Source organism: Cereibacter sediminicola (genome assembly GCF_007668225.1).
GTDB lineage: Bacteria > Pseudomonadota > Alphaproteobacteria > Rhodobacterales > Rhodobacteraceae > Cereibacter_A > Cereibacter_A azotoformans.
The window spans coordinates 57,732-83,788 of the sequence record NZ_VDEK01000012.1 but is presented as its reverse complement, the minus strand read 5'-3'; the positions used below and the strand labels follow the sequence as shown (position 1 = coordinate 83,788).

Genomic DNA, 26,057 nt, shown 5'->3' with positions numbered 1-26,057 from the left:
TACTGAACCGACCGAAGCGGCGGCGCACAGGCCCCGCCTCACGCCCGGCGCAGGGAGGATCTCGGCGCCGGCGCGGCAAAGGCGCTGACCACGGCCTCGCGCACCGCCTGCGGCATCGCGTGATGGATCGCATGGCCCGCGCCGGGGCAGCGGATGATCCGCAGGCTCTCGACCCGCGCCTCGAGCCAGGGCAGATGCCACTCGGGATCGGCCGTGCGGTCGCCGGTCCCCACGACGGCCGTGGTCGGAACGCGAATGCAAAGCCGGTCCTGGGCCGCTTCCATCGTGTCGTTGAACTGCAAGAGTTCGGCCCCGGCCGTCAGGACCGACTCCGGCTGCACCGCATGTTCGAGCGGGAAATCCTCCATCCAGGGCGGCACCCCGCCGGGCGCCATCATGGTCTGCAGGATGCTGTGGCGGAAGAAGGGAATGATGCGGGGGATCAGCGGCCGGACAAGCGCCCCGAAGCGCGGCGCCGAGGCCAGCCTCAGGGCCGGCATCCACCGTTCGGGCGTGGGGCGGCAGAAAGGGGCAAGCAGCACCAGCCCCGTCAGCCGCCGCGGGCTGCGCTGCGCGAGGCACAGCGCCGCGCCCGCGGCCAGCGAATGGGCCACCAGCCCGCAGCGGCCGACCGAGAGCGCCTCGATGAACCGGCCGAGCCAGCGGGCAAGCCCCTGCGGGTCGTTCCGCCCGTCTCTCAGCGGCGCGCTGTAGCCATAGCCGGGACGGTCGGGCGCGATCCAGCGCAGGCCCGGCACCTCAGGGAAGGCGCGCAGGATCTCCTCGCCAAGGCTGCCGTTGCCATGCAGGAGCACGACCGGCAGGCCGTGCCCCAGGCTGTGATAGTGGACGCCGCGCCCGTCCACGCTGATCACGTCCCCGATCAGGGGCCGTGACCGCTTTGTCAGGGAGGCGGGGCCGGAGCCGACATGCGACAGCACTGGATGACCCCTCTCAGGGCCGAGGGCCGCGCGGATGACCGGCGCCGCGCTCCGCCGCGACCTCGCCGCTTTTGGCGGCCTTGAAGAAGACCACGAGCTGCCAGATGGCCGAGAGGCCGACGAGAATATAGACGATCCGCGCAAGGAGCGCGCTTTGTCCGCCGAAGATGGCGGCCACGAGGTCGAACTGGAAGAGGCCGACGAGCAGCCAGTTCAGTCCGCCCACAATGATCAGGCACAGGGTAACGAGGTTCAGGCCGTGCATGGCTTGTCCTTCCTGGGATGAGGTCTGCGACAGGGGAGAGTGGCCTGAACCGCACCGGGGCGTCAAAGTTCCCGGTCTGCGCCCGCCGGCCGGCGGGCGCGGCAGCGCCACGCGCCGGCGCCTTACGGCGGCCGCCGCGGTCGGGCCGTCATGGCCTACCGCCGTGCCGCGAACATGCCCCAACGCCCGGAACATCTGCCGCTGACCCCGGTTCTCGGGCGGCTCGCAACAGGAGGATCACACATGTTCTATGTCGACAAGAGGCTGCAGTTCCCGGTCCGGGTCGAGACCCCGAACCCGGTCTTTGCCCGCGCGCTTCAGCAGGCGATCGGCGGCGTCGAGGGCGAGATCCGGGTGGCCATGCAGTATTTCTTTCAAGCCTGCGGGGCGCGGGGCAATCCCAAGTACCGCGACCTTCTGATGAACACCGCCGCCGAGGAGCTGGGCCATATCGAGATGCTGGCCACGGCCGTGGCGCTGAACCTCGAGGGAGCGCCGCTGTCGCTGCAGGAGGAGGCCGCGGCCGATCCGGTGGCGGGGGCCGTGATGGGCGGGATCAACCTCAAGAACCTGCTCTCGGCCGGGCTGTCGGCCATGCCCGTGGACAGCGACGGCGTGCCGTTCGACATGTCGCACATCTACGCCAGCGGCAACATCGCCGCGGACATGGGCGCCAACGTGACCGCCGAATCGACCGGCCGGATCCTCGCCACGCGGCTTTACAACATGACGAACGACCCCGGCATGAAGGAGATGCTGGCCTTCCTGATCGCGCGCGACACGATGCACCAGAACCAGTGGCTCGCCGCGCTGGAAGAGCTGGGCGGCAACGAGAACGTCTATCCGATCCCCAACAGCTTCCCGCAGTCCGAAGAGAACCAGGACTTCAGCTACGCCTTCCTCGGCTTCCAGCGCGACGGAAGCGAGCCGGTGCAGGGCCGCTGGAGCGAGGGCGCCTCGATCGACGGCAACGGCACCTTCACCGCACGCCCGATGGAGCCCATGGGCGAAGAGCCGAACCTCGGCCCGGCGCGCGAGAACAGCGGCGCGCAGGCCGAACAGCTGTAGGAGGCGCCTCGTGGACCGCAGACATCTGCTTCTGGCCGGCGGAGGGGCGCTGGCGGCCCTTCCGCTTGCGGCGGCGCCGCGTGCCTCCGGGGGGATTCCGGTGCTCGAGACCTACATCGCCAGCCGCGACCGCTTCCCCGGCGCACAGCCGCCACGGCCGGGCGAGCTGCTCCGGCTGCGGCGCGATCCCGGACGCGGGTTCGATCCGCGCTCGGTGCGGGTGGAACGTACCTCGGGCGAAGCTCTGGGCTATCTGCCCGGCCAACCGGTGCAGATCCTCGCCGCGCTCATGGATCGCGGTGCCGAGGCCCATGCGCTGGCAGGCGACGGTGGCGGCCTCCGCGTCTATCTGCATCTGCCGCAGGTCATCTGACGCGCGGGGCCGGCCCCTGGGCAGGGCCGGCCCCATGATACGATCCGGCGGACACGATCGGCGCCGTCGGGACCTTCCGGCGCCGCCGTCACACGTCGGCGCGCATGCCCCCGGCCTTCAGCGAGAGATAGGTGCTAGTCACCTGCGGCAGATGCTCGGCGATCCAGGCGGCCATGCGCTTCTCCTCGTCGAGGCTCTGCTGCAGCAGCTCCGTCGCCGCCGTCTCGCCGTTCTCGCGCGCCATGGTCACCAGCATGGTGTAGGCGGCAATCTCGTAATTCTCGAAGGCCAGGTTCGCCATCGAGTTCTTCAGGATCTCGTCCTGTGCCGGCACATGTCCCAGGGCGGCCATGCTGCCCATGGCCGAGAGGAACATGTCCTTCATCCCCGAGGGGCTTTCCTCGACCATTCCAAGGATCTGCTTGAGACGCTCGACCTGGCCCTCCGTCTCGGTGATGTGCTGCTGCAGCATGGCCGAGACGTCGGGATAGTGCTCCAGCCGGTTCAGCTGCGGCTGCATGATAGACAAGGCCTGCTTCTCCATCGCATGCGCGTTCTTCAGACCTTCGATGAAAGTGTGACGCATCACGTCCATGTTGGGTTCTCCTTGTGCCACTGCCCCCCCGAACCGGCGGAAGGCGGGGAAGTTCCGCATCATGGACCGCCTGACGCTGCTTCCCCTTGCCCGGCACGCCCTTGCGGGGTGCGGCCGCCGTGACCTTCACCCGCCGACCCGCGCCCTGTCGCCACACCCCGGTTGAAAAAGCCTTCCGCCCCGCTTGCGCCGCGCGGGCGGGATGCTCAGGTCAAGCTTCGGAGAGGGCGGCGCGCGACAGGAACCTCAGGGCCCGCACCCGGGTTTCGTCGTCGGAGGAGATGACCATGAACATGGGGTTGCAGAAGGGCTTGCTGGCGGGCCTGGCCGTGCTGGTCGTCGAGGATGACTATTTCCTCGCCCAAGAACTGGCCGAGATCCTCGAGGCCGAGGGGGCGCGGGTCTCGGGTCCGGCCGGCACCCTGAACGAGGCCATGGATCTTGCCAGCAGCGCGCCCCTGGATGCGGCCGTTCTGGATGTGAACCTTCGCCATCTGACGGTGCAGCCGGTGATCGAGGTGCTGGCACGCCGGGGCATTCCCCTGCTTCTCCTGACCGGGGCCGATCTCGCCTCGCTGCCGCCGGACCTGTGCCGACAGCCCATCATGAGCAAACCCGTCGATGAGCGCGCGCTGGTGGCCCACCTTGCCTCGTTCGCGCAACCTTCGGCCGATTTTCCCGATCCCGGCCGACCCGAACCCCTCAGCCCGCGGAAATCTCCGCCGGTGTGACATGGTCACGCCTCGGCGGCGGAGCGATCCCCTATCAGCGGATGTGGCGCGTCATCCGGCAGGACGCGGCGAGGGTCCGCGGATGCCGCGCCCGGCCGCCGTCCGCCGATGCCGCACAGGATCGAAAGGGAGAAGAAGATGGATGGATTTGCACCGAGGATCGCGCTCCTGCTCTGGCTTGCGGGCGCGGCCGTGACCCCGGCCACCGCCGAGGCACCGGATCAGGGCGCGGACCTGACGGCCCGGCAGGACCAGGCGCGGGCTGCGATCAAGCACCTGCAACTGTCGCTTCAACTGGCGCTCGGGTACGCCATGCTGGAGGCCGGACCCGAAGGCGCCATCCAGACCTGCAACCTGTCGGCGCTTCCCATGACCGACGAGATCTCCGGGGCGATGGGCGCCGAGATCGGCCGGACCGCGCTTCGCCTCCGCAACCCGGCCAATGCGCCCGATGAGTGGGAGCAGGAGCAGCTGCGCGTTTTCGAGGCACGGCTCGCCGCCGGCGAGCCCGCCGCGGCCCTTGAGGCGGTCAGGCAGGACGAGACCGGCATCCGCTTCATGAAGGCGATTCCGATGCAGGACCAATGCGCCGTCTGCCACGGCACCGAGGTCGATCCGGCCCTGCAGGAGCGGATCACCAAGCTCTACCCCGCGGACGAGGCGACCGGCTTTCGCACCGGAGACCTGCGCGGCGCCTTCACGGTGACGATCCCGAGGCCCTGAGCAAAAGGCTCGATTCTGCGCCGGAGCCGCAGTCACCGGCCCGGCTGCCAGACTGATCCCGATGACGTCAAACCGGCGGCGTGACGAGGAGGATGGACGGCCTGCGCCGCTCTGACGCCCGCACGGTCAATGGCGAGCGACCGACCGGCATGGAGCAGCCCGCGCCACGACGTGACAGACGCGTGCCTTGATCGGTAGCGTGAGTCCGCTGACGGGGCCGCATGCGCAGGGAGAGGAATTGGTGCCCAGAGCCGGAATCGAACCAGCGACACGCGGATTTTCAATCCGCTGCTCTACCAACTGAGCTATCTGGGCCTCTTGTCCGGCATCGCCGGTGGAGTGGCGTGGTCTTAGAATGAAGCGCGGAGGGTGTCCAGAGGGTCTGACAAGAAATTTTCGCCGGCTAGTGACGTGAGGCGCCCGGGTCACGCCCGCCGGGCTCATCCGGGGCGGCCTCCTCGTCCTCGGCGGCGGGAATGCGGTAGTTGCCCTTCAGCCAGTTGCCGAGATCCACGTCGGCACAGCGGCGCGAACAGAAAGGGCGGTATCTCGCATCCGCCGCACGGCCGCAGATCGGACAGGTCATGCCAGAAGCTCGGTCAGCGGAAGCCGGTCGCGCTTGCGCACAAGCTCATAGAGGCCGAGCGGGGTCCAGCCCGCAAGGCTCGTCTCGGCCGCCTCGCCCCGGAAGGCCGCCCGCAGGACCTGCTCCAGCGCCACGCGGTCCTTCTTGGGCATCGGCGCGAAATCGATCGCCACCTGCCCGCCAAGACCGCGCAGGCGCAGCTGGCGCGGCAGTTCCCGCGCGGCGGCCACATTGGCCTTCAGCGCCGCAGCGGGCGATGTGTCGGACCCCGTGTTCACATCCACCGCGATCAGCGCGCGGGTGGGCTCGACCGCCATATGCGCACCCCCTCCGAGCGACACCAGCGGCGACAGGAGCGCGTCGCACAGATCGGCCACGCCATGACGGGCAAAGGCGCCCTCGGCCTCGTCGATCTCGTCCGGCGGCGGGTCAGACCAGTCGCGCCAGGCGAGATGGTGCGCGCCGGGCGCATCGACCAGCAATTCCGGGTCGCCGTCAGCATCGGCAAGCACGGCCTCGCTCAGCGCCCGCGTCTCGGCGATCTCGGTCGCGATCTCGGTATCGGGCGCCCCCTCGCAGGCCGATCGCAGGATCAGGCCCAGATCCTCGTCCGCGCCCGCCATCGCCTCGGCGGCCAGCGCCGAAAGCTCTGCGCGCAGATCCTCATCCCGGATCCGGCGCGAGATGTTGAGCCCCGGCGCGCCGGGCGTGAGGATGCAGAGGCGGCTCTTGAACAGAAGGCGCGTCGTGACCGGAACCGCCTTGCCCGGCTCTGCCACGCCCGAGACCTGAACCAGCAGGCGCTGGCCCGGCGCGAGGCCCGACGTCTGGCGCAGGAAGCCCGAGCCCTCGGGCAGACGGACGAAAAGCCCCCCCTGCCCCTTGACCGGCCGATCCACGACCGCCCGGAAGATGGCTTCCGGCGCCTGACGGTCGTCGGGCGGGTCGATCAGCAGATCCTCGAGACGTCCGTCCACGAGAAGGGCCGCCGCTTCGCGGCCGCGCAGACGGTCGAGGCAGATCAGCCGCCCCTTCATGCCGCGCTCCGGTAGAGCGGCACGCCCGCGGTGGCCAGAAGCGCCGCGGTCTCCGCAAGCGGAAGCCCCACGATGCCGGTGAACGAGCCCGAAATCCACGGAATGAAGGCCGAGGCCAGGCCCTGGATGGCATAGCCACCCGCCTTCCCCTCCCACTCGCCGCTGGCAAGATAGGCGTTCAGCTCGAGATCCGACAGGCGCTTCATCTTCACCTGGCTCACGACTTCGCGCTGCCAGAGCCGGTCCCCGCGCCGGACGGCGATGGCGGTGATGACGTCATGCCGCCGCCCTCCGAGAGCCACGAGGAAACGGGCGGCCTCGCCCGCGTCCGCAGGCTTGCCGAGGATGCGCCGGCCGAGGGCCACGGTCGTGTCGGCGCAGAGGACCACATCCTCCGGTCCGGCCGCGACCGCGCGCGCCTTTTCCGCCGCAAGGCGCGCGCAATAGGGACGGGGCAGTTCAGCCCGCCGCGGCTCCTCGTCGATGTCGGGGGGCAGGATGGCGTCAGGAACCACCCCGAGCTGCGCCAGCAACTCGCGACGGCGCGGGCTGGCCGATCCGAGAATCAGTCGCACTTACTTGAAGCGGTAGTTGATGCGGCCCTTCGACAGGTCGTAAGGGGTCATCTCCACCTGCACCTTGTCGCCGGCAAGGACACGGATGCGGTTCTTGCGCATCTTGCCTGCCATCACCGCGATCAGTTCATGGCCGTTATCCAGCTCGACCCTGAATGTCGCGTTCGGCAGGAGTTCCTTCACGACACCGGGAAATTCGAGCGTATCTTCCTTGGCCATGGTCTCTCCAATGGGATTTGGCCCGCGTCAAGCGCAGGCTCGAAAGGGAAATGAGCGCATTCGCACAATTTTTCAAGAGGAAAAACGCCGCGCCGCAACTGGACGCAGCATCCAATGGCCCGCCCCCGCCGTCACAAGACCGCGACACCGTTCGCAAGCCGCACCTCCTGCTCGGGCCAATGGGCATGGTTCAGCACATGCCCCTCGCGGCGGACCCGTGCAATGGCGTCGCGATCCACCTCGGCAAAGGCCCAGCCCGGCTCGTTCAGGCCGGTCTCGGCGAGGATCCCCGTCGCGGGCCAGCCGTTGTCCGGCGGCCCGTAGATCGCGGCACGCCCGACGTTCTCATCCACCGCCGGGCAGAAGTCGCAGGGCCCCACCGTCGGCGCATGGACCACGACGCACTGATTCTCGAGCGCGCGCGCCATGGCGCCGACGCGGACACGGGTAAAGCCCGCAAGGCTGTCGGTGCAGGAGGGCGCGAGCAGGATCTCGACCCCCTTCTCCACCATCGCGCGGGCGAGCAGGGGAAACTCGCTGTCGTAGCAGATCACGACGCCGATCCGGCCCAGCGCGGTCTCGAACACCCGCGCCTCGCCGCCCGGCACCACATCCCATGTCTCCCGCTCGAATCGCGTCATGATCAGCTTGTCCTGATGGCCGATGACGCCCGAGGGCCCGTAGAGGACAGCGCGATTGACCGGGCGCGCGCCCTCGAACACCGGCGCCGAAGGGCCGAGGATATGCAGGTGATGCGCCTCGGCCAGTCCGCGCAACACCCCGTCCACCGCGGGACCGTGCCGCGCCACCTCATGCAGCGCCGCCTCGAGATCGGCAGCCACCGACCGGCCACCGAGGCTCGCCAGTTCCATTGCGCCATATTCCGGGAAGACGAGCAGATCCGCCCCCTCGCCCGCCGCGCGGGCGACCCACGCGGTCATCTTCGCCTCGTAATCGGCGAAATGGTCGAACCAGTCGAGCGGATAGGCGGCGGCGGCGATCTTCATGGCAACTCCGGGAAATGAGGGGCGTCAGAGCGTGCGCATCCAGAACTGGAGCGGCTTGCGGGTCTCCTGGCTCTCGCCGACGTCGGTCCAGCTGTATTCGGCGATCACGCCGGGCAGGGGCGCATAGCCGCGGCCACGCCAGAAGGGCTCGTTGCTGCGCGCGGATGGGGGGCGCAGCGGATGGTCCGCCGGCCGGATCACCGAGCAGAAGGCCGAATGGCGCCGCCCGAGGGCACGGGCGTGGGCCTCGCGCAGGTCGAAGAAGCGGTGACCCATGCCCTGCCCGCGATAGTCCGGCAGCAGCACCGATTCGGCGCAGTAGAAGATCTGGTCGAGCGGCACGCCGGTCGCGGCAAAGGCGGTCGCAAAATCCTCGGCGTGATCCTCCATCGGCGTGCCGGTCGCCGCCCCCACCAGCCGGTCTCCGTCGAACGCCCCCACGAGGATCGCCCCCGGGCTCGTCCGGTAGGCCGAGAGATAGGCGCGCTCATACTCCATCGACCCCTCGTAGAGATAGGGCCAGTCGCGGAAGACCCGCATCCGCAGTGCCGCCACCTCGTCAAGCCGATCTTCCAGCGCCGGCCCGGTGAGAACCCGCGCCTCAAGGCTCATGCCGAGACCTGCCGGATCCAGTCGCTCAGGTTGTAGAAGGTGGTCACGCGGGCGATCCGGCCATCGCGCAGGTCGAAGAAGGCGCCGGCCGGCAGGACATAGGTCTGGCCATGCGCCTCGGGCAGGCCCGGATCGGTCTGCAGATATTCGCCGTGCACCACGAATTCGGCCGCGCCGCGGGTGCCATCCTCGTTCACGAAGATCACCATGTCGCGCAGCTGTTCGCGGTAGCTCACCCCCATGTGCGAGCAGAATTCGGCGAATTTCTCGCGGCCGTGGCGCACCTCGCCCTCGTTCACCCGATGCTCGATGTCGTCGGTCACGCAGGCGAGCATCCCTTCGGCATCGCCCGCATTGAAGGCGTCATAGTAGCGCCCGATCAGTTCACGTCCCATCGCCGGCCTCCTCCTTCGTCTCGTTCGGCGGCCCGAAGCGCGCCACCATCCGGCCCCGGATCTGGTCACGCACCTGACGATAGACGGCGAGCTTCTGCTCGCGCCCCTCGCCCAGTCCCGTCGGATCCATGATCGGCCAGTATTCCACATCAAGATGATAATATCGGGTGAGTTCAAGGGCCATCCGCTGGCTCGCGGGCGAGAGCGCCACGATGAGGTCGAACCCCGACAGGTCGTCGCCCCAGTCCATCATCTCCTCGAACGAGCGCGAGCGGTGGCGCGAGAGTTCGACCCCGATCTCCTGACAGACGGAGACGGTAAAGCCGTCGATCTCGCGGTCGTTCTTGACGCCGGCCGACTGGACATAGGCCTGCCTGCCGTAGAGCTTCTTCATCAGCCCTTCCGCCATCGGCGAGCGGACCGAATTGTGGTCGCAGCAGAACAGCACCGAAGACGGCGGCTTCTGCGACACGGTCAGCCCCAGTGCAGGACGCAGATCAGGGTGAAGAGGCGCCGTGCCGTGTCGATGTCCACCTCGGCCTTCCCCTCCAGACGTTCCTTGAGCACCCGTGCGCCTTCATTGTGGATGCCCCGGCGCGCCATGTCGATGGCCTCGATCTGGCTGGGCGGCAGCCGTTTCACCGCCTCGAAATAGCTCTCGCAGATCTGGAAATAGTCCTTCACCACCTGCCGGAAGGGGCCGAGGCTCAGGTGGAACTCGCCCACCTTCTCGTCCTCCTGCGAGCGGATGTCGAAGACAAGCCGCCCCTCGCGGATCGCAAGCGTCAGGCGGAAGGGCCCCTCGACCGGCGGCTTCCCCTCGCGCGGAGGCAGCGCGAAACTGTTCTCTTCGAGAAGATCGAAGATCGCGACCTGCCGCTCCTGCTCGATCTCGGCGGTGGGCGGGATCGGGCTGGTCTGGTCGATCTCGATATGGCAGATGCGGTTCATCTCTCAGCCCTCGTTCAGCCGGTCGAGCCGGGCGCGCACGGACAGCCCGTGCGCCTCGAGGCTCTCCGAGATCGCCAGCCGCTCGGCGGCCGGCCCGACGGCGCGCAGCGCCGAAGGCGTCATGCGCGCAAGCGTGGTGCGCTTGAGGAAATCCATCACCGACAGCCCGCTCGAGAAGCGCGCCGAGCGCGCGGTCGGCAGGACGTGGTTCGGCCCGCCCACATAGTCGCCGATCGCCTCGGGCGTCCAGGCGCCGAGGAAGATCGCCCCCGCGTGGCGGATCCGGGCGGCCAGCGCCTCGGGATCCTCCACGCACAGTTCGAGATGCTCGGGCGCCACCCGGTCCGACAGCGCCGCCGCCTCCTCGAGGTCGCGCGTCACGATCACCGCCCCGTAATCCCGCCACGAGGCGCCCGCGATGGCTCTTCGCTCGAGCGTCTCGATCCGCGCCTCGACCGCCCGCGCCACCGCCTGCCCGAAGGCCGCATCGGGCGTGATCAGGATGGATTGCGCGCTTTCGTCGTGCTCCGCCTGGCTCAGCAGATCGAGCGCGATCCAGTCGGGATCCGTCTTGCCGTCCGCGATCACGAGGATCTCCGAGGGGCCGGCGATCATGTCGATCCCGACCCTGCCGAAGACGCGCCGCTTGGCGGCCGCCACATAGGCATTGCCGGGCCCGGTGATCTTGTCCACCGGCCGGATCGTCTCGGTGCCGTAGGCCAGCGCCGCCACCGCCTGCGCGCCGCCGATCCGGTAGATCGTATCGACACCCGCGATCCGCGCGGCCAGCAGAACCAGCGGATTGACCACGCCCCCCGGCGTCGGACAGACAACCGCCAGCCGCTCGACGCCCGCCACCTTGGCCGGGATCGCGTTCATCAGCACCGAGGAGGGGTAAGAGGCCAGCCCGCCCGGCACATAGAGCCCCGCCGAGGCGATCGCGCCCCAGCGCCAGCCGAGCGAGGCGCCCGAGGCATCCTCCCAGCGGGCATCCTCGGGCATCTGCCGCTCGTGGTAGGCCCGGATCCGCTCGGCGGCGAGTTCCAGCGCCGCGCGCTCGTCGGCCGGCACACGCGCGATCTCCGCCTCGATCTCCGCCTCGGAGAAGGCCAGCCGCTCGGGCACCAGTTCCAGCCGGTCGAAACGGGCGGTCAGCTCGATCACGGCCGCATCGCCCCGCTCGCGCACATCGGCGATGATGGCGGCCACCACGGCATCGACGTCGGGGCTGTCCTCGCGCTTCATGCCCAGAAGAGCGGAAAAGGCCGCCTCGAATCCGGGATCACTGGCATCGAGAAACTGGGGCATGGGCGGAACTCCTTGGCTGAGCCTCCCTTACCGCGCATCCCCCCATCCCTCAAGCGTCGCACCGCAAGCGACGGGTGACACTTTCGCACGAGAGCCGGGCCGGCCTCCCCTCCACCCGGACCCGCACACCCGTTCATTCTCGCGAAAATATCCTCGGGGGGAGCCGCCCCCAAAGGGGCGGCCGGGGGGCAGACAGCCCCCCGCCCCGGCCAGCCGCGGCGGTCAGTCCCGATGCTCGGGCACCCTGCCCGACGGCGCCACATAGGGCCGCGTCACATCCTTCAGCACGACCTCCAGCGCCTCGACCTCCAGCGCCACCGCGCCGTCTCCGGCCAGCACCAGCACCAGCCGCCCCCCGCCATCCGCGTCGGGTTCGAACTCCAGCGCAAGCAGCGACAGCACCAGATCCCGGTCGGTCCGGTCGATGCCCTGCGTCCGCACGGCCAGCACACCCTCGAAGGCCAGCACCGACCGCACCCGCTCGTAGGGGCGCCCCTCGCGCTCGGCCGTCTCGCGATCCTCCCAGCGGAAGCGGTTCAGCAGCAGCGCGAACCGCCGCTTGCGGGGCAGCCAGCGCATGTCCTGCGCGGAAAGGACCGCATCCTGCACCAGCGCCGAGATCACGCCCAGATCCTCGACGGTCTCGGCCCCCAGATAGAGCGGCCCTTCGCCGGCGTCCTCGAACCGCGCATCCGCCATCAGCCGGGTATCCTCCTGATCTGCGCGCCGCAGGCGCTCAGTTTCTCTTCCACCCTCTCATAGCCGCGATCGAGGTGATAGACCCGGCTCACCACCGTCTCGCCCTCGGCCGCGAGCCCGGCGAGGATGAGGCTCACCGAGGCCCGCAGGTCCGTGGCCATCACGGGCGCGCCGCGCAGCTTCTCGACGCCGGTCACCCGCGCCGTCCCGCCATGCACCTCGATCCGCGCCCCCATCCGGGCCAGTTCCGGGGCGTGCATGAATCGGTTCTCGAAGATCTTCTCCTCGAGCACCGAGGTGCCCTCGGCCGTGCACAGCAGCGCCATCATCTGCGCCTGCAGGTCGGTCGGAAAGCCCGGGAAGGGCTCGGTCGTGACATCGACCGCTTTCACCCGGCCGTTCCGGCGCGCGACGCGCAGCCCGCGCTCGGTCTCCTCGACCGTGATGCCGGCCGCGTCGAGCTTTTCGCAGAAGGCGCCGACCAGTTCGATCCGCCCGCCGAGGAGTTCCACCTCGCCGCCGCAGATCGCGGGCGCGAGCATGTAGGTGCCCAGCTCGATCCGGTCGGTCACCACGGGATGCGTCGCCCCGCCCAGCCGGTCCACACCCTGCACGGTGATGGTCGCGCTGCCCTCGCCCTCGATCTGCGCCCCCATCCGCCGGAGGCAGCGGGCGAGATCGACGATCTCGGGCTCGCGCGCGGCGTTCTCGAGCACGGTAATGCCTTTGGCCAGAGTCGCCGCCATCAGCGCATTTTCCGTGGCGCCCACCGAAACGATGGGAAACTCCACCCGCGCACCCCGCAGGCCGCCGGCCGGTGCCCTGGCGTGGATGTAGCCATCGCGCAGGTCGAGGTCGGCGCCCATCGCCTCGAGCGCCTTCAGATGCAGGTCCACCGGTCGCGCCCCGATGGCGCAGCCGCCGGGCAGCGACACGACCGCATGCCCGTCGCGCGCCAGCATCGGCCCGAGCACGAGGATCGAGGCCCGCATCTTGCGCACTATGTCATAATCCGCGCGATGATCGGTCAGCGCGTGCGACGAGAGCGCGAGCACCTGCCCGCCCTGCAGGCTGGCCACCTCGGCGCCCAGCGATTGCAGAAGCTGCGTCATGGTGCGGATGTCCGAGAGCCTCGGCGCGTTGGTCAGCGTGAGCGGCTCATCGGTGAGCAGCGTCGCGGGCATCAGCGCGAGGCAGGCGTTCTTTGCCCCCGCAATCGGGATCTGCCCGCGCAGTTCCCCGTTGCCCTTCACCAGAATCGAATCCATCCGCCTGCCCTCATTCCGGCGCGTCTTCGGGTCCCGCCTCGCGGGCCGCGCGCGCCTTTGCCTGTGCCTTGCGCCGGGCCATATTGGCCTTCAGCGCCGCCTTCAACCGGTCTTCGCGGCTCTCTGCCGCAGGCCCCTTCGCCCCCGGCGAAGCCTTGCCGCCCGTGGCGCCCTGCGGCGCCTGATCCTTCGCCTTTCCGCTCATGGCGCCTTTCGTAACGCAGCGACAAAAAAGCGTCCAGTTGGCCCTTGCACGGCGGTCGGATTGCGTCTAATCACCCGCCACGCCCGGCAGGGGCACCAGACGCTGCAGTAGCTCAGTGGTAGAGCACTCCCTTGGTAAGGGAGAGGTCGAGAGTTCAATCCTCTCCTGCAGCACCACCCTCCCCATCTCGAGACAACGACCCGGACGGGCAGGCAGATCCCTGACGATGCGCCGCAGTGCGCGCAGGGCGGCCACGTTCCGCCCCGGGTCGGTTGCGCCACATCCGGTCGGAGACCGTCCTTGCCTGCGGCGATCGGCGCCTTTGCGCGACTCTGCCCGCCGTGCGATCTTCTTCCTCGTGAGAAAGTGATCTCTTGCAGGTAACCCTGCCGGATCCACCCGCAAGGGCAGTGTATTCGGCTGCGTGCCCCGAGGGGCGCGAGAGCGGGGTGGCCGGTCCCGGGGCGGACCGCCGCCCCGCACGGGCCTTCGACCCCCCGTCGTCGTCCTGTTCCGCAAGTTGCGCTGGCATTTGCCGCGGCTTCGGGCAAATCTGACCCCCAGGTACCGGAGGGACGTGTGGCAGTGTCGTGGTTCGGATCGTCCGCCTTGCGGGGACGCGATGCGATGGCGCCGCTCTGGCTGGTGCTGATCCTGGTGCTTGCAGGCTACGTCCTGATGGGCCGGATCGGCACCGCGACGGCCATGCCGCCGACGGGCACGGTGGTGCTCTGGCCGGCGAATGCCGTCCTGCTGGCGGGGCTTCTCGTCAGCATCCCGCGACACTGGCCCTTCCTGCTGGCCGCGGGCGTGCTGGGCGAAGTCATAGCCGGCTGGGACACGCTGAGCCTGCCCTGGGCGCTGGCCTTCGGCGTGGTCAACGGCTTCGAGGCGACGCTCGCCGCGGCCCTTCTGCGTCGCCTCACCAACGGCCCCGTGCGGATCGACGGGCTGGCGGCCTTCGTCCGCTACGTCCTGATCGCTCCGTTCGCGGCTTCGGCCCTGGCCGCGACAGGAGGCGCGCTGATCATCAAGCTCCGCTTCCCCGAGATCGGCTACCTGCATTACTGGCGGGTCTTCTGGCTGGGCGACGCGCTTGGCCTGCTTCTGGTCGGGACCACCCTCCTCGTCTGGCTCGCCCCGCGCGAGCGCCCGCGCATGCCGCCCCGGTTGTGGCTGCTCGAGGCGTTGGTGCTGGCGGGCGGCCTCATCGCCGGCGCGGTCCTGTCGCTGCGCGTCGCGCACGATCTGGACCATCTTTATCTGCTTTTTCCGTTGCTGGTCTGGGCGGCCCTGCGCTTCCGCATCGAGGGCGCGACGCTCGCCGTCCTTGCGGTGACGGGCATCGCGATCCGGGCCATGCTCGACGGGCTCGGCCCCTTCACGGATCTGGCAGGAGTGGACCGGGTGATTGCGATGCAATTGCTGATCGCCGTCGTCGCGCTCTCGACCTTCATCCTGGCGGTCTCCGCCGACGAGCGGCGGCAGGTCACGCAGAACCTGAGGCGTTCGGTCCGCGAACTCCAGCAGGCCCGCGCGGATCTCGAGAGGGTGAACGCCGATCTCGACGGGATCGTGACCGAGCGCACCCGCGCGCTCCGCAGCACCCTCGAGCGCAACGAGATGCTGCTGCGCGAGGTGCACCACCGGGTGAAGAACAACCTCCAGCTGATCTCGAGCCTCGTGGCGCTGCAACGGCGCGGCGTGACAGAGCCCGCCATGCGCGAGCGGATGATCCGCATCCAGGGCCAGATCGGCGCCATCGCCCGGACCTACGACCTGCTTCACCGGCTGGGGGCGAGCGAACAGGTGGATTTCGGCCCCTTCGTCCCCGCGCTGTGCGAGGCGATCGAGGAAAGCGAGGGCGGCCGCGCGCAGGTGACGCCCGATCTTCAGGGCAGCGCGGAGGTGACGGCCGACAGCGCCATTGCCCTCTCGCTCGCCCTGAACGAGCTGGTGACGAACGCGCTCAAGCACGGCGGGCCCGAGCCGGAGGTTCGGGTGAGCTGCCGCCGCGAGGGAGCCGAACTGGTGCTGACGGTCGAGGACGACGGGCCGGGCCTTGGCGAGGGATTCGACCTGATGGCGCAGCCGGGCTTTGGCGTGCGGATGGTGGCAAGCCTGATCGGCCAGGTGAACGGAACGATCCGCACGCTGCCCGCGCAGCGCGGCGCGGCGATCGAGATCCGGGTGCCGGCGATGGGCGGGACCGCGCCGCCCGGCCCGGTCTGACCGGCCCGCTCAGAGGCCCGCGCGTCTCAGCCCGGCATCGGTGACGGCCCGCAGGGACAGCGTCATCGCCGCCAGCACGGCCAGCGCCGCGAACATGAGGTCCGTCTTCATCCGCGCATTCGCCAGCAGCATCAGATGGCCGAGCCCGGCCGAGGAGCCGACCCATTCGCCGATCACGGCCCCGATCGGGGCATAGACGGCCGCGATCCGCAGGGCCGCCGCCAGATGCGGCAGCGCATGCGGCAGCCTCAGCCACATCAGTTCCCGCCAGCGCGGCGCCCGCGCCAGCCGCGCCAGATCGAGCGCCGCCTCGGGGGTCGCGCGCAGCCCGTCATGCAGCGCCGAAGCAACCGGGAAGAAGGTGATGAGCACCACGACCGCGACCTTCGACCCCATCCCGTAGCCGAGCCACAGCGTCAGGATCGGCGCCAGCGCAAAGACCGGAAGCGCCTGGCTGATGACGAGAAGCGGCCGGAGGATCTGCCCGAGCCGATCCGAAAGCGCCGTGGCAAGGCCCGCGGCCAGACCCGTCAGCACCCCCAGCCCGAGCCCCAGGCCGATCTCGGCCGCCGTCGTCGCGGCGTTCTGCGCAAGCATCCCCCGGTTCGCCACCATCGCCTGCAGCACCGCCACCGGCCCCGGCAGGATGAAGGGCGGCACCGCGGTGAGGCTCACCACCGCCTGCCAGAGCGCCAGCAGCGCGATCCCCGCCAGCACGGCCCTCATGCCGCGAGCCGCGCCATCAGCCGCTCGGCCTCGGCCGCCAGCGCAGGCAGCGGCCGCGGCACCGGCCCCTGCGGCAGCGTCACCGGGCGGAGCATGCCGCCCTCGAGCAGCCAGACCCGATCGCCCATCCGCAGGGCCTCCATCGGATCATGCGTGACCATCAGCACCGCCGCACCGGAAAGCCGCTCCAGCGCCAGATCCTGCATCCGCCGCCGCGTGCCCGCATCGAGGGCCGAGAAGGGCTCGTCCAGCAGCGCAAGGGGCGCCTCCTCCATCAGCGCGCGGGCCAGGGCCACCCGTTGCCGCTGCCCGCCCGAGAGGCTCGGGGGCCGCCGCGCCTCCTGTCCCCCCAGCCCGACCAGATCCAGAAGTTCGCGCGCCCGCGCGGCATCGGCCGACGCACCCGACAGCCTGCGCCCGAGCAGCACGTTCGCAAGAAGGCTCGACCGCTCCTGCAGGAGATCGCGCTGCGCCATCCAGGCGATCCGCCGCGGGGCCCTCACCTGTCCCTCGAACTCTGCGCCCGTGGGCAGGCCCGCCACGAGCCGCAGGATCGTGCTCTTGCCCGCGCCGCTCGCGCCGAGCAGGCAGGTCCAACCCGGCGCCAGCGGCAGGGCGATGTCGCGAAACAGCACCCGGCCGCCGATCCGGGCCGAGCCCTCGATCCCGAACCCCATCAGGGGGCCGACAGATCGACCGCCACGTCGGCCACCGCGGGCGCCTCCGCGATCAGGCCCACCTCGGCCATGTAGCGCCCGAAGCCGGCATAGCGGTCGGCGTCAAGCGCCATCGGCCGGGCCGCGAAATGGGGCAGCGTGTCGCCCCATGCGGCGGCGTTCAGTTCATCATCCACCTCGGCCGACCAGCCGCGGAAGACCTCCCACGCCTCGTCGGGATGGTCCGCGATCCAGCCGGCCGCCCGCTCGGTCACCTTCAAGAAGGCGGCCACGGCGTCGCGGTCCATCCGGTCGGGGTTGGCCACATAGATCAGCTCGTCATAGGCGGGCACGCCATTCTCTTCGGGCAGGAAGCATCGGCCCTCCTGTCCCGCGGCGGCGATCTGGTGCAGCTCGAAGTTGCGGAAGGCCCCCGCCACCGCATCGACCTGCCCGCTGGCCAGCGCAGGGGTCAGCGCGAAGTTGACGTTCACGAACCCGACCTCCGCGGGCTCCACCCCGTTCGTGCGCAGCATCGTGTGCAGCAGCGCCTCCTCGATCCCGGCGACCGAGAAGCCGACCTTGCGCCCCTTCAGATCGGCCAGCCCCTGCACCGGGCCATCGGCCGTCGCCATGACGCAATAGAGCGGGCTTTCGACCAGCGTCCCTACCCGCACGAGGGGCAGCCCCTCGGCATGTTGCAGGTAGAGCTGCGGCTGATAGGTGATCGCAAGATCGACCTGACCCGAGGCCGCCATCTTCGGCGGATCGGCCGGATCGGCCGGGGCCACGATCTCGACCTCGAGGCCCGCCTCGCCGAACCAGCCCTGCCGCTCGGCGACGATGATGGGCCCGTGATCGGGGTTCACGAACCAGTCGAGCGCGATGGTCAGCGGCTGCGCCACGGCGGGCGCAGGCAGAAGCAGGGCAAGCAGGGCGGCGCGTTTCATTCGGGGCTCCTCAGCATGAAGAAGTGATCGGTCGGCCCGTGGCCGCTGCCGACGGACAGGGCATCGGCCCCGGCGATGGCGCGCGAGACGTAGGCCTTGGCGGCCCGGCAGGCGGCGAGTGCCTCGCCCGACAGGGCGAGATGCGTGGCGAGCGCCGACGACAGGGTGCAGCCCGTTCCGTGCGTGTTCCGCGTATCGGTGCGGGGCGCCACCAGCCATTCCATCCTGTCCCGGTCGAGAAACAGGTCGGGGCAGTCCTCGCCCGCCAGATGGCCACCCTTGAGCAGCACCGCCCCCGGCCCCAGCGCCAGCAGCGCCCGCGCCTGACGCTCCATGCCCGCCCGGTCCGAAACCTCGGCCTCGCCCAGCAGGTCCGCCGCCTCGGGCAGGTTCGGGGTGACGATCCGCGCCAGCGGCAACAGACGCTCGCGCAGAGCCGCCACCGCCTCGGCCGCAAGCAGCCGGTCGCCTCCCTTGGCCACCATCACCGGATCGAGGACGACCGGCGCCCCCTGCCCGGCCAGCTCGGCCGCCACCGCTTCGGTGACGGCCGCCGTTCCCAGCATGCCGATCTTGATCGCATCGGTGCGCACATCGGTCAGGACCGCGCGAATCTGCGCCGTGACGAAGGCGGGCGCGACCAGCTCGACCCCCGTCACCCCGCGCGTGTTCTGCGCCGTGAGCGCGGTCAGCACCGCCATCCCGTAGCCGCCGTTTGCGCCGATCGCCTTGAGGTCGGCCTGTATGCCCGCGCCGCCCGACGGGTCCGAGCCCGCGATGGAGAGGATGTTGGGGATCATGCGCGCCTCCATTCCTCGGCCAGCGCGCGCGCGGCCGCCTCGGGGTCCGCGGCCGAGCCGATGGCCGACACCACCGCCAGTCCGTCCGCGCCCGCCGCCTTCACCGCCCGCGCATCGCCCGCGCCAAGCCCGCCGATCGCCACGGCCGGCACCGGCGCCGCCGCGACCAGCCGCGCCAGCCCGTCAAACCCGATGGGCGGCGCATGATCGGGCTTGGAGGCCGTCGCCCGCACCGGCCCCACGCCCACGTAATCCACGATCCCCAGCGGCAGGGCCTGCAGATGCCCGGGCGCCTCGACCGACAGGCCAAGGAGCCGGTCCGGCCCGATCCGCCGCCGCGCCTCCTCGATGCCGAGGTCGCCCTGCCCCACATGAAGGCCCGCCGCACCCGCCGCCAGCACGACCTCGACCCGGTCGTTCACGATCAGCGGCACGCCGAAAGGCTCCAGCGCCGCGACCAGCCGCCGGGCCAGCGGGACAAGCTCGGCGTCGCTCCTGTGCTTGTCGCGCAGCTGGACCAGCGTGGCCCCGCCGCGCACCGCCGCGACCGCCAGCGCCTCGGAGTTCGCGGCACCGTCGGGCGTCACGAAATAGAGCGTGAGGTTCATGCCGCCTCCAGCTTCGCGCCGCGGTCGAGGTCATCGGGCGTCATCGCATGAAGCGCGTCGAGGAAGGCCACCTGGAAGCTGCCCGGCCCCGAGGCCCGGCGCGCGGCCTCCTCACCCGCAAGGCCGAAGAAGGCAAGCCCCGCGGCGGTGGCCTCGAAGGCGGGCTGGCCCGCCGCAAAGGCCCCGACGATGCCGGTCAGGGAGCAGCCGAGCGCGGTGACCTTCGGCATCAGCGCATGTCCGTTGCCGCACCGGATGCCCCGGCGGCCGTCGGTGACGAAATCCACCGGGCCCGTCACCGCCACCACGGCGCCCGACCCTTCGGCCAGACGCTGCGCGGCGGCCTCGGCGGCCGCCACCGTGTCGGCGCTGTCGGCGCCCTTGCCCCGCGCTTCGGCGCCGGCGAGGGCGAGGATCTCCGAGGCGTTGCCGCGGATGATGGCGGGCTTCAACGCCAGAAGCCGCGCCCCGAGGTCGCGCCGAAAGGCCGTGGCCCCCACCGCCACCGGATCGAGCACCCAGGGCCGCCCGGCCGCGACGGCGCCGCGCGCCGCGGCCTCCATCCCCTCGACCCAGCGCGGGCTGGGCGTGCCGAGGTTGATGGTCAGCACCTGCGCGATGGCGGCGAACTCGCCCGATTCCTCGGCGTCATGCACCATCGCGGGCGAGGCGCCCGCAGCCAGCAGCACGTTGGCCATTACGTTCATGGCAACGAAGTTGGTGATGCATTGCACCAGCGGCGCCGTGCTCCGCATGGTGTCGAGATAGGCTCCGCAGCGATCCATCTTGCTCCTTCCATGACGGAAGGAGACGAAATGACCCCAGGCGCAGGACCTGCAGCATCGCGACTTCCTCCGCCAGCATGACCTGGTTCAGGTTCGAAGGGTGCTTCTCAGCCCGGACATGTCCCGGACGCCCCTGTCACTGACCAAAGCCATACCGCGAGGCGAGCGCGCGGCGCAAGTCTCTTCGGGCGGGCGCGGTGGGGCCCCGGGCCGGGCATTTCACGAAGCGCGAATGGACCCGCGCTGCCGAAGGGCGCGGCCTGCCGGATCAGCGCAGGCCGGTTTCTTCGAGCAGCCCAAGTCGCTTGGCCTCGTAGTAATAGCCGTTGCGATACCACTGGATCGCGCGCTCTTCGTTGCCGCGCGCCACCAGCCACGCGCCGCGCAGATATTTGCCGCCGTAGGTCAGGTTCGTGCGCGCGTCGAGCAGGCTCTCGGCCCCGCCCTTGTGGCCCATGGTCTTCGCGGTCTGGGGATGGATCTGCATCAACCCCAGGTAGGGCCCGTTGCGCGCCGCCGGATTGTAGCCGCTTTCGCCCCGCACCACGCGGTGCATCAGCGACGGCGGAACCTGGTAGAGCTTGGCATAGTCGCTCACCATCCGCATCACCTCGGGCTGACCCGAGCCTTCGCCGCGCCCGTCTCTGGGCGTGGCGCCTCCGCCACAGCCCGCCAGCGCCAGCGCCGCCGCAAGAAGCGCGGCGGTCCTCATGACCTTCATCCTGCCTGTCCCTCTGCTGCCTTCACAACGGCTGTCAGATCTTCCCACACGTTCGGTGCGGCGACGAGCACCATGCCACCGCTTGCGTCCTCGGGGAAGGGGGAAGCGAGCCCTTGTGTTTCTTCGACCATCAGCATGGCCGCCAGACAGTCCCAGGGGTTCATGTGCGGCTCATAATAGCCGCCCAGCCGGCCCGCGGCGACCGAGGCCAGCATGATCGCGCCCGAGCCGTTGCGGTAGAACATCCCGCCGCGCCGCATCAGCTCGCGCACCAGCGCGGCCGCGAGGTCGGGCGACGTGCGATGGCTGGCCCCGAGGGCCACGTTGCAGTTGCCGATGCGCAGATCGGCGCGCGCATGCAGCCGCTCGCCGTTGAGGAAGGCCCCGCCCCCCCGCCGGGCGGTGAAGGTCTCGCGCGCGAGCGGATGCTCGACGACGCCCGCCACTGTCCGGCTGTCCTGCTGAAGCGCAAGGACCACGCACCAGTGCGGCAGACCGGCGAGGAAGGGTGCGGTCCCGTCGATCGGGTCGATCACCCAGGTGAAGCCGGATGTCCCCGCCTGCGCCCCGTGCTCTTCGCCCAGAAAACCGTCCTCGGGGAAGCGGTCCGAGATCCGGCGCCGGATCAGCGTCTCGACCTCGCGGTCGGCACGGCTCACGATATCCTGGGGGCTTGCCTTGGCCTCGACCGCGAGGCTCTCGCGCCGGGCGAAGAAGTCAAGCGCGAGGCGGCCGGCTTCCGCCGCCACTTCGCAGGCCAAGGCCAGGCGGTCTTCGACCGGATCGGTCACTCTCTCATCCTCACTGCTCAAAGCGCGGGGCCTGATGCCAGCGCCATGCGTCGGCGATCATGTGCGGCAGGGTGGACCGTTCGGGCTCCCATCCGAGTTCGCGCACGGCACGCTCCGACCCGCAGACAAGGGCGGCGGCATCGCCCGCCCGGCGATCGCCGAACACGATCGGCACCTCGCGGTTGGTGACGGCGCGCGACTGCTCGATCACCTCGCGCACCGAGAAGCCGCGCCCCGTGCCGAGGCAGAAGACCCGGCTGTTGCCGCCCTGAAGCAGCCGGTTCAGCCCCAGCACATGCGCCTGCGCCAGATCCATCACATGCACATAATCGCGGATGCAGGTTCCGTCGCGCGTAGGATAATCGGTGCCGAAGACGGTCAGCGCCGGCCGCTTTCCCGCCACCGCATCCAGCATCAGCGGAATGAGATGGGTCTCGGGCTCGTGCTGCTCGCCCACCTCGCCCTCGGGATCGGCGCCGGCCACGTTGAAATAGCGGAAGATCGTGTGGTTCAGCCCGAAGGAGGCGCCGAAATTAGCCAGCATCTCCTCGATCGCGCGCTTGGAGGCGCCATAGGCGTTGATCGGGCGCTGCGGCGTGTCTTCATCCAGCACCACGCCATCCTGATCGCCGTAGGTCGCGCAGGTGGAGGAGAAGACGAAGTTCTTCACGCCCTGCGCGACGGTCGCCTCGAGCAGGTTCAGCGCGCCGTTCACGTTCACCCGCCAGTAGGTCGCCGGATCGCGCATCGATTCGCCCACCAGCGACAGGGCCGCGAAATGCATCACCGCGACGGGCTTCCATTCCTCGAGGGCCGCGTCGATGCTGGCGCGGTCCATCAGGTCGCCGCGCGCGAGCGGGCCGAACCGGACCGCCTGTTCCCAGCCGGTCGAGAGGTTGTCGAACGTCACGGGCTCAAACCCGGCCCGCTTCAGCACCTTGCAGGCGTGCGAGCCGATGTAGCCCGCCCCGCCCGTCACCAGAACCCGATCACCCATCCACTCACCCCTCTGACCGGCCGACCGCGACATATTCCTTGAAGCCGGCGCGGGTCACTTCGGCCGGCGCATAGACATTGCGCAGGTCGGCCATCTTCGGCTCGGCCATGACGCGGGCCAGCCGCCCCAGATCGAGGGCCCGGAACTCGTTCCACTCGGTCAGGATCACCAGCGCCGAGGCACCCTCGGCCGCGGCATAGGCATCGTCCATCCAGCGCACGCCCGGCAGGAGATGCTCGCCCTCGCGCCGCCCTTCGGGATCGACCACCCGCACCTTCGCCCCCGCGCCGATCAGGGCAGGGACGATGGTCAGCGAGGGCGCGTCGCGCATGTCGTCGGTGTTGGGCTTGAAGGTCACGCCCAGCACCGTGATCACCTTGTCGCGGCACGAGCCTTCGCAGAGATCCTCGATCTTCTCGATCATCCGGCGCTTGATCTCGTCATTGACCTTGATGACGGTCTCGACGATCTGGATCGGCGAGGCATGCTCCTGCCCCATCCGGGCGAGCGCCCTGGTGTCCTTGGGAAAGCACGAGCCGCCATAGCCCGGTCCGGCATGGAGGAACTTGTTGCCGATCCGCCCGTCGAGGCCCATCCCCTTCGAGACGGCCTTGATGTCGGCCCCCACCCGCTCGCACAGCGCGGCGATCTCGTTGATGAAGGTGATCTTGGTCGCGAGGAAGGCGTTCGCGGCGTATTTGATCATCTCGGCGCTCTCGAGGCCGGTGTAGACCACGGGGAAGTCGCGCAGGAACAGCGGGCGGTAGATGTCGGCCATGACCTGCTTTGCTCGCTCGGACTCCAGCCCCACCACCACACGGTCGGGACGCATGAAATCGTCGATGGCGGCCCCTTCGCGCAGGAACTCGGGGTTCGAGGCCACGTCGAAATCGGCGGCCGGATTGGCCGCCCGGATCACCTCGGCCACCTTGCGGTTGGTGCCGATCGGCACGGTCGATTTGGTCACGACCACCGCGTAATGCTCGAGCGTGTGGGCGATCTCTTCGGCCGCGGCCATGACATAGGTGAGGTCGGCATGCCCGTCGCCGCGCCGCGTCGGCGTGCCCACGGCGATGAACACCGCCTCGGCGCCGCGCATCGCCTCGGCCAGATCGAGCGTGAAGGACAGCCGCCCCGCCGCCACGTTGCGCGCCATCAGCGTCTCGAGCCCCGGCTCGAAGATCGGCACCTTGCCGTCCTTCAGCTTGGCGATCTTCGCCGGGTCCTTGTCGACGCAGACGACCTCATGTCCGAAGTCCGAGAAGCAGACCCCGGATACAAGGCCCACATAGCCCGTGCCGATCATCGCGATCTTCATGGAAGAAGCCGTCCTTTCCCTTGTGCGGCCTGTCTGTCAGCCGCATTCCAGACTGTCAATTTCAACCTAAGGTATCTTTCGCAACGGATGCATTCGCCCGCCGCTTCAGCACCGACTCGCGCCAGGTGATGTAGGTGATGGCCGAGATGATGATCCCGCCTCCCAGAAGCACGAAGGGGTCGATGCGTTCCCCGAAGGCTAGCGCCCCGAGCAACGTGGCCCAGACAAGTTGCAGGAAGGTGACGGGTTGCGTCACCGTCAGCGGGGCCGCGGCAAAGGCGCGGGTCATGCAGTAATGGCCGAGCGTGGCGAACACGGCCACGAGCGCAAGCCACAGAAGCTGCGTCGCGCTCACCGGCACCCAGACGAGCAGCGCAAAGGGCATCAGGCCCAGCGTCACCGTCAGCGACAGCATCGCCACGATCGCCCCCGCCCCCGCCACGTCCGACAGCCTGCGGGCCAGCAGGTAGCTGACGGCGAAGAACGAGGCCGCACCGAGCTGCGACAGGTGCCCCAGCGACAGCTCGCGCAGGCCGGGCCGGAGCACGATCAGCGCCCCCACCAGCGCCACGGCCACCGCCAGAACCCGCCGGAGCGCCAGCCGCTCGGCGAAGAAGAGCGCAGCCCCCAGCGTCACCAGAACCGGGTTCAGGTAGCCGATGGCCGTCACCTCGGCGACCGGGATGCGGGCCATGGCGTAGAACCAGAAGATCACGGCAAAGGTGTGCACGAGGCCGCGCAGGGAATAGACCTTCAGCGCGCCGGGCGGAAAGCCGCCCCGCAGCAGCGGGATCAGCGTCGGCAGCAGGAACAGCACGCCGAAGGCGAAGCGGAGGAAGGCCCCCTGAGCCGCCGGAATGTCCGTGCCCAGATAGCGGACGATGCCCGTCACCGCCACGAAGCTGAGGCCGGAGGCCAGCATCCAGAGCACGCCTTCCAGCGTGCGGGTCCGGCTCGCATCTGCGGGGAAGGCGCTCATGGCCGGCAATCAACCCGATCTGCCGGGGCATCGCAAGGGCAGATCATCAAGAAGCCGCGCGGGCTTCGGCAAAGGCCGGACCGTTGCGCACCCCACACCGGCACACGAGCCCCCCGCAAGACCTGCGGAGGGCGGCGTCTTTCGCGCAGCCCGCCTCAGGCGTCGAGCTTCGCCGCGACATCCTCGGGGATGTCGAAGTTTGCGGTCACGGTCTGCACGTCGTCATCCTCTTCCAGCGCATCGATCAGCTTCATCAGCTTCTGCGCGGTTTCCAGATCGACGTTCGTGCGGTTCTGCGGCTTCCAGACGAGCTTGGCCTCCTCGCTCTCGCCCAGCACCTTTTCCAGCGCCTCGGACACTTCGTTGAGGCTCGTATCGCCGCAATAGATCCAGTGGCCGTCCTCGTCGGATTCGACGTCATCGGCCCCGGCCTCGATCGCGGCCATCATCACCGTGTCGGCATCGCCGGCGGCGGGCTTGTAGGTGATCTCGCCCACCCGGTCGAACATGAAGCTGACCGAGCCGGTGGTGCCGAGGTTGCCGCCAAACTTGGTGAAGTAGCTGCGCACGTTCGAGGCGGTGCGGTTCACGTTGTCGGTCATCGTCTCGACGATGATCGCGATGCCGTTCGGGCCATAGCCCTCGTAGCGGATCTCCGAGTAATCCTCGGCATCGCCGCCCTGCGACTTCTTGATCGCGCGCTCGATCACGTCCTTGGGCATCGAGACGGCCTTGGCCGCCTTCACCGCCAGCCGCAGGCGCGGGTTCTTGTCGGGGTCGGGATCACCCATCTTGGCGGCGACGGTGATCTCCTTCGCCAGCTTCGAGAACATCTTCGAGCGCAGCTTGTCCTGCTTGCCCTTGCGATGCTGGATGTTCGCCCATTTGGAATGGCCCGCCATGACCCTCTCCGATCCTTTGATACCGGGCGCCTAT

Annotated in this window: 33 protein-coding genes, 2 tRNA genes and 1 riboswitch; of the genes, 6 read left to right on the top strand and 29 right to left on the bottom strand. The window is 69.6% G+C overall.

What is annotated here, in order from left to right; translation table 11 throughout:
- Positions 1-38: 38 nt before the first annotated feature.
- Together FG154_RS10385 and FG154_RS10380 are read right to left on the bottom strand one after the other, a co-directional pair.
- On the bottom strand, positions 39-875 hold the full coding sequence (locus FG154_RS10385; protein WP_246100212.1) for an alpha/beta fold hydrolase: 837 nt from the start codon (positions 873-875) through the stop codon (positions 39-41).
- A 79-nt stretch (positions 876-954) separates the two neighbouring features.
- Positions 955-1,206 carry a DUF378 domain-containing protein gene (locus tag FG154_RS10380; RefSeq protein ID WP_145107376.1) on the bottom strand — a complete coding sequence of 84 codons (252 nt, stop codon included), beginning with the start codon at positions 1,204-1,206 and terminating at the stop codon, positions 955-957.
- A gap of 243 nt (positions 1,207-1,449) precedes the next feature.
- On the opposite strand from FG154_RS10380, the gene FG154_RS10375 reads away from it, so the two are divergent.
- Both FG154_RS10375 and FG154_RS10370 read left to right on the top strand, forming a co-directional pair.
- A complete protein-coding gene (locus FG154_RS10375) occupies positions 1,450-2,274 on the top strand; it encodes a manganese catalase family protein (protein WP_145107374.1) in 825 nt (274 codons plus the stop codon).
- 10 nt (positions 2,275-2,284) lie between these two features.
- Positions 2,285-2,647, top strand: a complete 363-nt coding sequence (locus tag FG154_RS10370) for an HIRAN domain-containing protein (RefSeq protein WP_246100210.1) — start codon at positions 2,285-2,287, stop codon at positions 2,645-2,647.
- Between the two features lie 88 nt (positions 2,648-2,735).
- On the opposite strand, the gene FG154_RS10365 is transcribed toward FG154_RS10370, so the two are convergent.
- The gene (locus FG154_RS10365; protein WP_145107372.1) at positions 2,736-3,242 is read right to left on the bottom strand and encodes a ferritin-like domain-containing protein; all 507 of its coding nucleotides are present in this window, start codon (positions 3,240-3,242) and stop codon (positions 2,736-2,738) included.
- 287 nt (positions 3,243-3,529) lie between these two features.
- Between FG154_RS10365 and FG154_RS10360 the strand changes: the two genes are divergently transcribed.
- Together FG154_RS10360 and FG154_RS10355 are read left to right on the top strand one after the other, a co-directional pair.
- Complete coding sequence (locus tag FG154_RS10360; protein ID WP_145107370.1) at positions 3,530-3,973, top strand: response regulator; 444 nt, start codon at positions 3,530-3,532, stop codon at positions 3,971-3,973.
- Between the two features lie 138 nt (positions 3,974-4,111).
- Positions 4,112-4,696, top strand: a complete 585-nt coding sequence (locus FG154_RS10355) for a Tll0287-like domain-containing protein (protein WP_145107367.1) — start codon at positions 4,112-4,114, stop codon at positions 4,694-4,696.
- 239 nt (positions 4,697-4,935) lie between these two features.
- Here FG154_RS10355 and FG154_RS10350 read toward each other — a convergent pair.
- The 14 genes from FG154_RS10350 to FG154_RS10280 form a co-directional block, all read right to left on the bottom strand.
- Positions 4,936-5,011 (bottom strand) — tRNA-Phe (locus tag FG154_RS10350).
- A gap of 88 nt (positions 5,012-5,099) precedes the next feature.
- Complete coding sequence (locus FG154_RS10345) at positions 5,100-5,282, bottom strand: DNA gyrase inhibitor YacG (RefSeq protein WP_145107365.1); 183 nt, start codon at positions 5,280-5,282, stop codon at positions 5,100-5,102.
- On the bottom strand, positions 5,279-6,319 hold the full coding sequence (locus FG154_RS10340) for a ribonuclease E/G (RefSeq protein ID WP_145107363.1): 1,041 nt from the start codon (positions 6,317-6,319) through the stop codon (positions 5,279-5,281). The genes FG154_RS10345 and FG154_RS10340 overlap by 4 nt, the downstream gene beginning before the upstream one ends.
- Positions 6,316-6,894 carry a Maf family protein gene (locus tag FG154_RS10335; protein ID WP_145107361.1) on the bottom strand — a complete coding sequence of 193 codons (579 nt, stop codon included), beginning with the start codon at positions 6,892-6,894 and terminating at the stop codon, positions 6,316-6,318. The genes FG154_RS10340 and FG154_RS10335 overlap by 4 nt, the downstream gene beginning before the upstream one ends.
- Positions 6,895-7,113: a translation initiation factor IF-1 gene (gene infA / locus FG154_RS10330; RefSeq protein ID WP_002720792.1), complete on the bottom strand. Its 219-nt coding sequence runs from the start codon at positions 7,111-7,113 to the stop codon at positions 6,895-6,897. It lies immediately after the preceding gene.
- A gap of 131 nt (positions 7,114-7,244) precedes the next feature.
- The gene (locus FG154_RS10325) at positions 7,245-8,120 is read right to left on the bottom strand and encodes a carbon-nitrogen hydrolase family protein (protein ID WP_145107359.1); all 876 of its coding nucleotides are present in this window, start codon (positions 8,118-8,120) and stop codon (positions 7,245-7,247) included.
- A gap of 24 nt (positions 8,121-8,144) precedes the next feature.
- The gene (locus FG154_RS10320; protein ID WP_145107356.1) at positions 8,145-8,732 is read right to left on the bottom strand and encodes a GNAT family N-acetyltransferase; all 588 of its coding nucleotides are present in this window, start codon (positions 8,730-8,732) and stop codon (positions 8,145-8,147) included.
- Positions 8,729-9,127, bottom strand: a complete 399-nt coding sequence (locus FG154_RS10315) for a ketosteroid isomerase-related protein (protein WP_145107354.1) — start codon at positions 9,125-9,127, stop codon at positions 8,729-8,731. The genes FG154_RS10320 and FG154_RS10315 overlap by 4 nt, the downstream gene beginning before the upstream one ends.
- Complete coding sequence (locus FG154_RS10310) at positions 9,117-9,605, bottom strand: arsenate-mycothiol transferase ArsC (protein WP_145107351.1); 489 nt, start codon at positions 9,603-9,605, stop codon at positions 9,117-9,119. The genes FG154_RS10315 and FG154_RS10310 overlap by 11 nt, the downstream gene beginning before the upstream one ends.
- A complete protein-coding gene (locus FG154_RS10305) occupies positions 9,602-10,078 on the bottom strand; it encodes a UPF0262 family protein (RefSeq protein WP_145107349.1) in 477 nt (158 codons plus the stop codon). Before FG154_RS10305 ends, FG154_RS10310 begins: the two co-directional genes overlap by 4 nt.
- A gap of 3 nt (positions 10,079-10,081) precedes the next feature.
- Positions 10,082-11,386: a histidinol dehydrogenase gene (gene hisD / locus FG154_RS10300; RefSeq protein ID WP_145107346.1), complete on the bottom strand. Its 1,305-nt coding sequence runs from the start codon at positions 11,384-11,386 to the stop codon at positions 10,082-10,084.
- 222 nt (positions 11,387-11,608) lie between these two features.
- Complete coding sequence (locus FG154_RS10290; protein WP_145107342.1) at positions 11,609-12,085, bottom strand: DUF2948 family protein; 477 nt, start codon at positions 12,083-12,085, stop codon at positions 11,609-11,611.
- Positions 12,085-13,353: a UDP-N-acetylglucosamine 1-carboxyvinyltransferase gene (gene murA / locus FG154_RS10285; RefSeq protein WP_145107340.1), complete on the bottom strand. Its 1,269-nt coding sequence runs from the start codon at positions 13,351-13,353 to the stop codon at positions 12,085-12,087. The genes FG154_RS10290 and murA overlap by 1 nt, the downstream gene beginning before the upstream one ends.
- 10 nt (positions 13,354-13,363) lie before the next feature.
- A complete protein-coding gene (locus FG154_RS10280) occupies positions 13,364-13,558 on the bottom strand; it encodes a hypothetical protein (protein WP_011907646.1) in 195 nt (64 codons plus the stop codon).
- Between the two features lie 101 nt (positions 13,559-13,659).
- Between FG154_RS10280 and FG154_RS10275 the strand changes: the two genes are divergently transcribed.
- Both FG154_RS10275 and FG154_RS10270 read left to right on the top strand, forming a co-directional pair.
- Positions 13,660-13,734: transfer RNA gene (locus FG154_RS10275), tRNA-Thr, on the top strand.
- 433 nt (positions 13,735-14,167) lie between these two features.
- Positions 14,168-15,790: a sensor histidine kinase gene (locus FG154_RS10270; protein ID WP_246100208.1), complete on the top strand. Its 1,623-nt coding sequence runs from the start codon at positions 14,168-14,170 to the stop codon at positions 15,788-15,790.
- 9 nt (positions 15,791-15,799) lie between these two features.
- Here the strand turns inward: FG154_RS10270 and FG154_RS10265 are convergent, their stop codons facing one another.
- The 12 genes from FG154_RS10265 to FG154_RS10210 form a co-directional block, all read right to left on the bottom strand.
- On the bottom strand, positions 15,800-16,516 hold the full coding sequence (locus tag FG154_RS10265; RefSeq protein ID WP_145107337.1) for an ABC transporter permease: 717 nt from the start codon (positions 16,514-16,516) through the stop codon (positions 15,800-15,802).
- A complete protein-coding gene (locus tag FG154_RS10260; RefSeq protein ID WP_145107336.1) occupies positions 16,513-17,193 on the bottom strand; it encodes an ABC transporter ATP-binding protein in 681 nt (226 codons plus the stop codon). Before FG154_RS10260 ends, FG154_RS10265 begins: the two co-directional genes overlap by 4 nt.
- Positions 17,193-18,122 carry an ABC transporter substrate-binding protein gene (locus tag FG154_RS10255; protein ID WP_145107334.1) on the bottom strand — a complete coding sequence of 310 codons (930 nt, stop codon included), beginning with the start codon at positions 18,120-18,122 and terminating at the stop codon, positions 17,193-17,195. The genes FG154_RS10260 and FG154_RS10255 overlap by 1 nt, the downstream gene beginning before the upstream one ends.
- Complete coding sequence (gene thiD / locus FG154_RS10250) at positions 18,119-18,922, bottom strand: bifunctional hydroxymethylpyrimidine kinase/phosphomethylpyrimidine kinase (protein WP_145107332.1); 804 nt, start codon at positions 18,920-18,922, stop codon at positions 18,119-18,121. Before thiD ends, FG154_RS10255 begins: the two co-directional genes overlap by 4 nt.
- Entirely contained in the window at positions 18,919-19,530 is a 612-nt protein-coding gene (thiE, locus tag FG154_RS10245) for a thiamine phosphate synthase (protein ID WP_145107330.1), read from the bottom strand. Before thiE ends, thiD begins: the two co-directional genes overlap by 4 nt.
- Positions 19,527-20,315 (bottom strand): hydroxyethylthiazole kinase, encoded by a 789-nt coding sequence (gene thiM, locus FG154_RS10240; RefSeq protein WP_145107327.1) that lies wholly within the window; start codon positions 20,313-20,315, stop codon positions 19,527-19,529. The genes thiE and thiM overlap by 4 nt, the downstream gene beginning before the upstream one ends.
- A 47-nt stretch (positions 20,316-20,362) precedes the next feature.
- A riboswitch (TPP riboswitch) is annotated at positions 20,363-20,460 on the bottom strand.
- Between the two features lie 123 nt (positions 20,461-20,583).
- On the bottom strand, positions 20,584-21,036 hold the full coding sequence (locus FG154_RS10235; RefSeq protein WP_145107325.1) for a transglycosylase SLT domain-containing protein: 453 nt from the start codon (positions 21,034-21,036) through the stop codon (positions 20,584-20,586).
- On the bottom strand, positions 21,033-21,827 hold the full coding sequence (locus FG154_RS10230; RefSeq protein WP_145107323.1) for an inositol monophosphatase family protein: 795 nt from the start codon (positions 21,825-21,827) through the stop codon (positions 21,033-21,035). The genes FG154_RS10235 and FG154_RS10230 overlap by 4 nt, the downstream gene beginning before the upstream one ends.
- A gap of 10 nt (positions 21,828-21,837) precedes the next feature.
- Positions 21,838-22,824, bottom strand: coding sequence for a UDP-glucose 4-epimerase GalE (galE, locus tag FG154_RS10225; protein ID WP_145107321.1), 987 nt, complete (start codon positions 22,822-22,824; stop codon positions 21,838-21,840).
- 4 nt (positions 22,825-22,828) lie between these two features.
- Positions 22,829-24,142, bottom strand: coding sequence for a UDP-glucose dehydrogenase family protein (locus FG154_RS10220; protein WP_145107318.1), 1,314 nt, complete (start codon positions 24,140-24,142; stop codon positions 22,829-22,831).
- Positions 24,143-24,203: 61 nt separating this feature from the next.
- Complete coding sequence (locus FG154_RS10215; RefSeq protein ID WP_145107316.1) at positions 24,204-25,121, bottom strand: DMT family transporter; 918 nt, start codon at positions 25,119-25,121, stop codon at positions 24,204-24,206.
- Positions 25,122-25,276: 155 nt separating this feature from the next.
- Positions 25,277-26,023 (bottom strand): YebC/PmpR family DNA-binding transcriptional regulator, encoded by a 747-nt coding sequence (locus tag FG154_RS10210; protein WP_145107314.1) that lies wholly within the window; start codon positions 26,021-26,023, stop codon positions 25,277-25,279.
- Between the last annotated feature and the right edge of the window lie 34 nt (positions 26,024-26,057).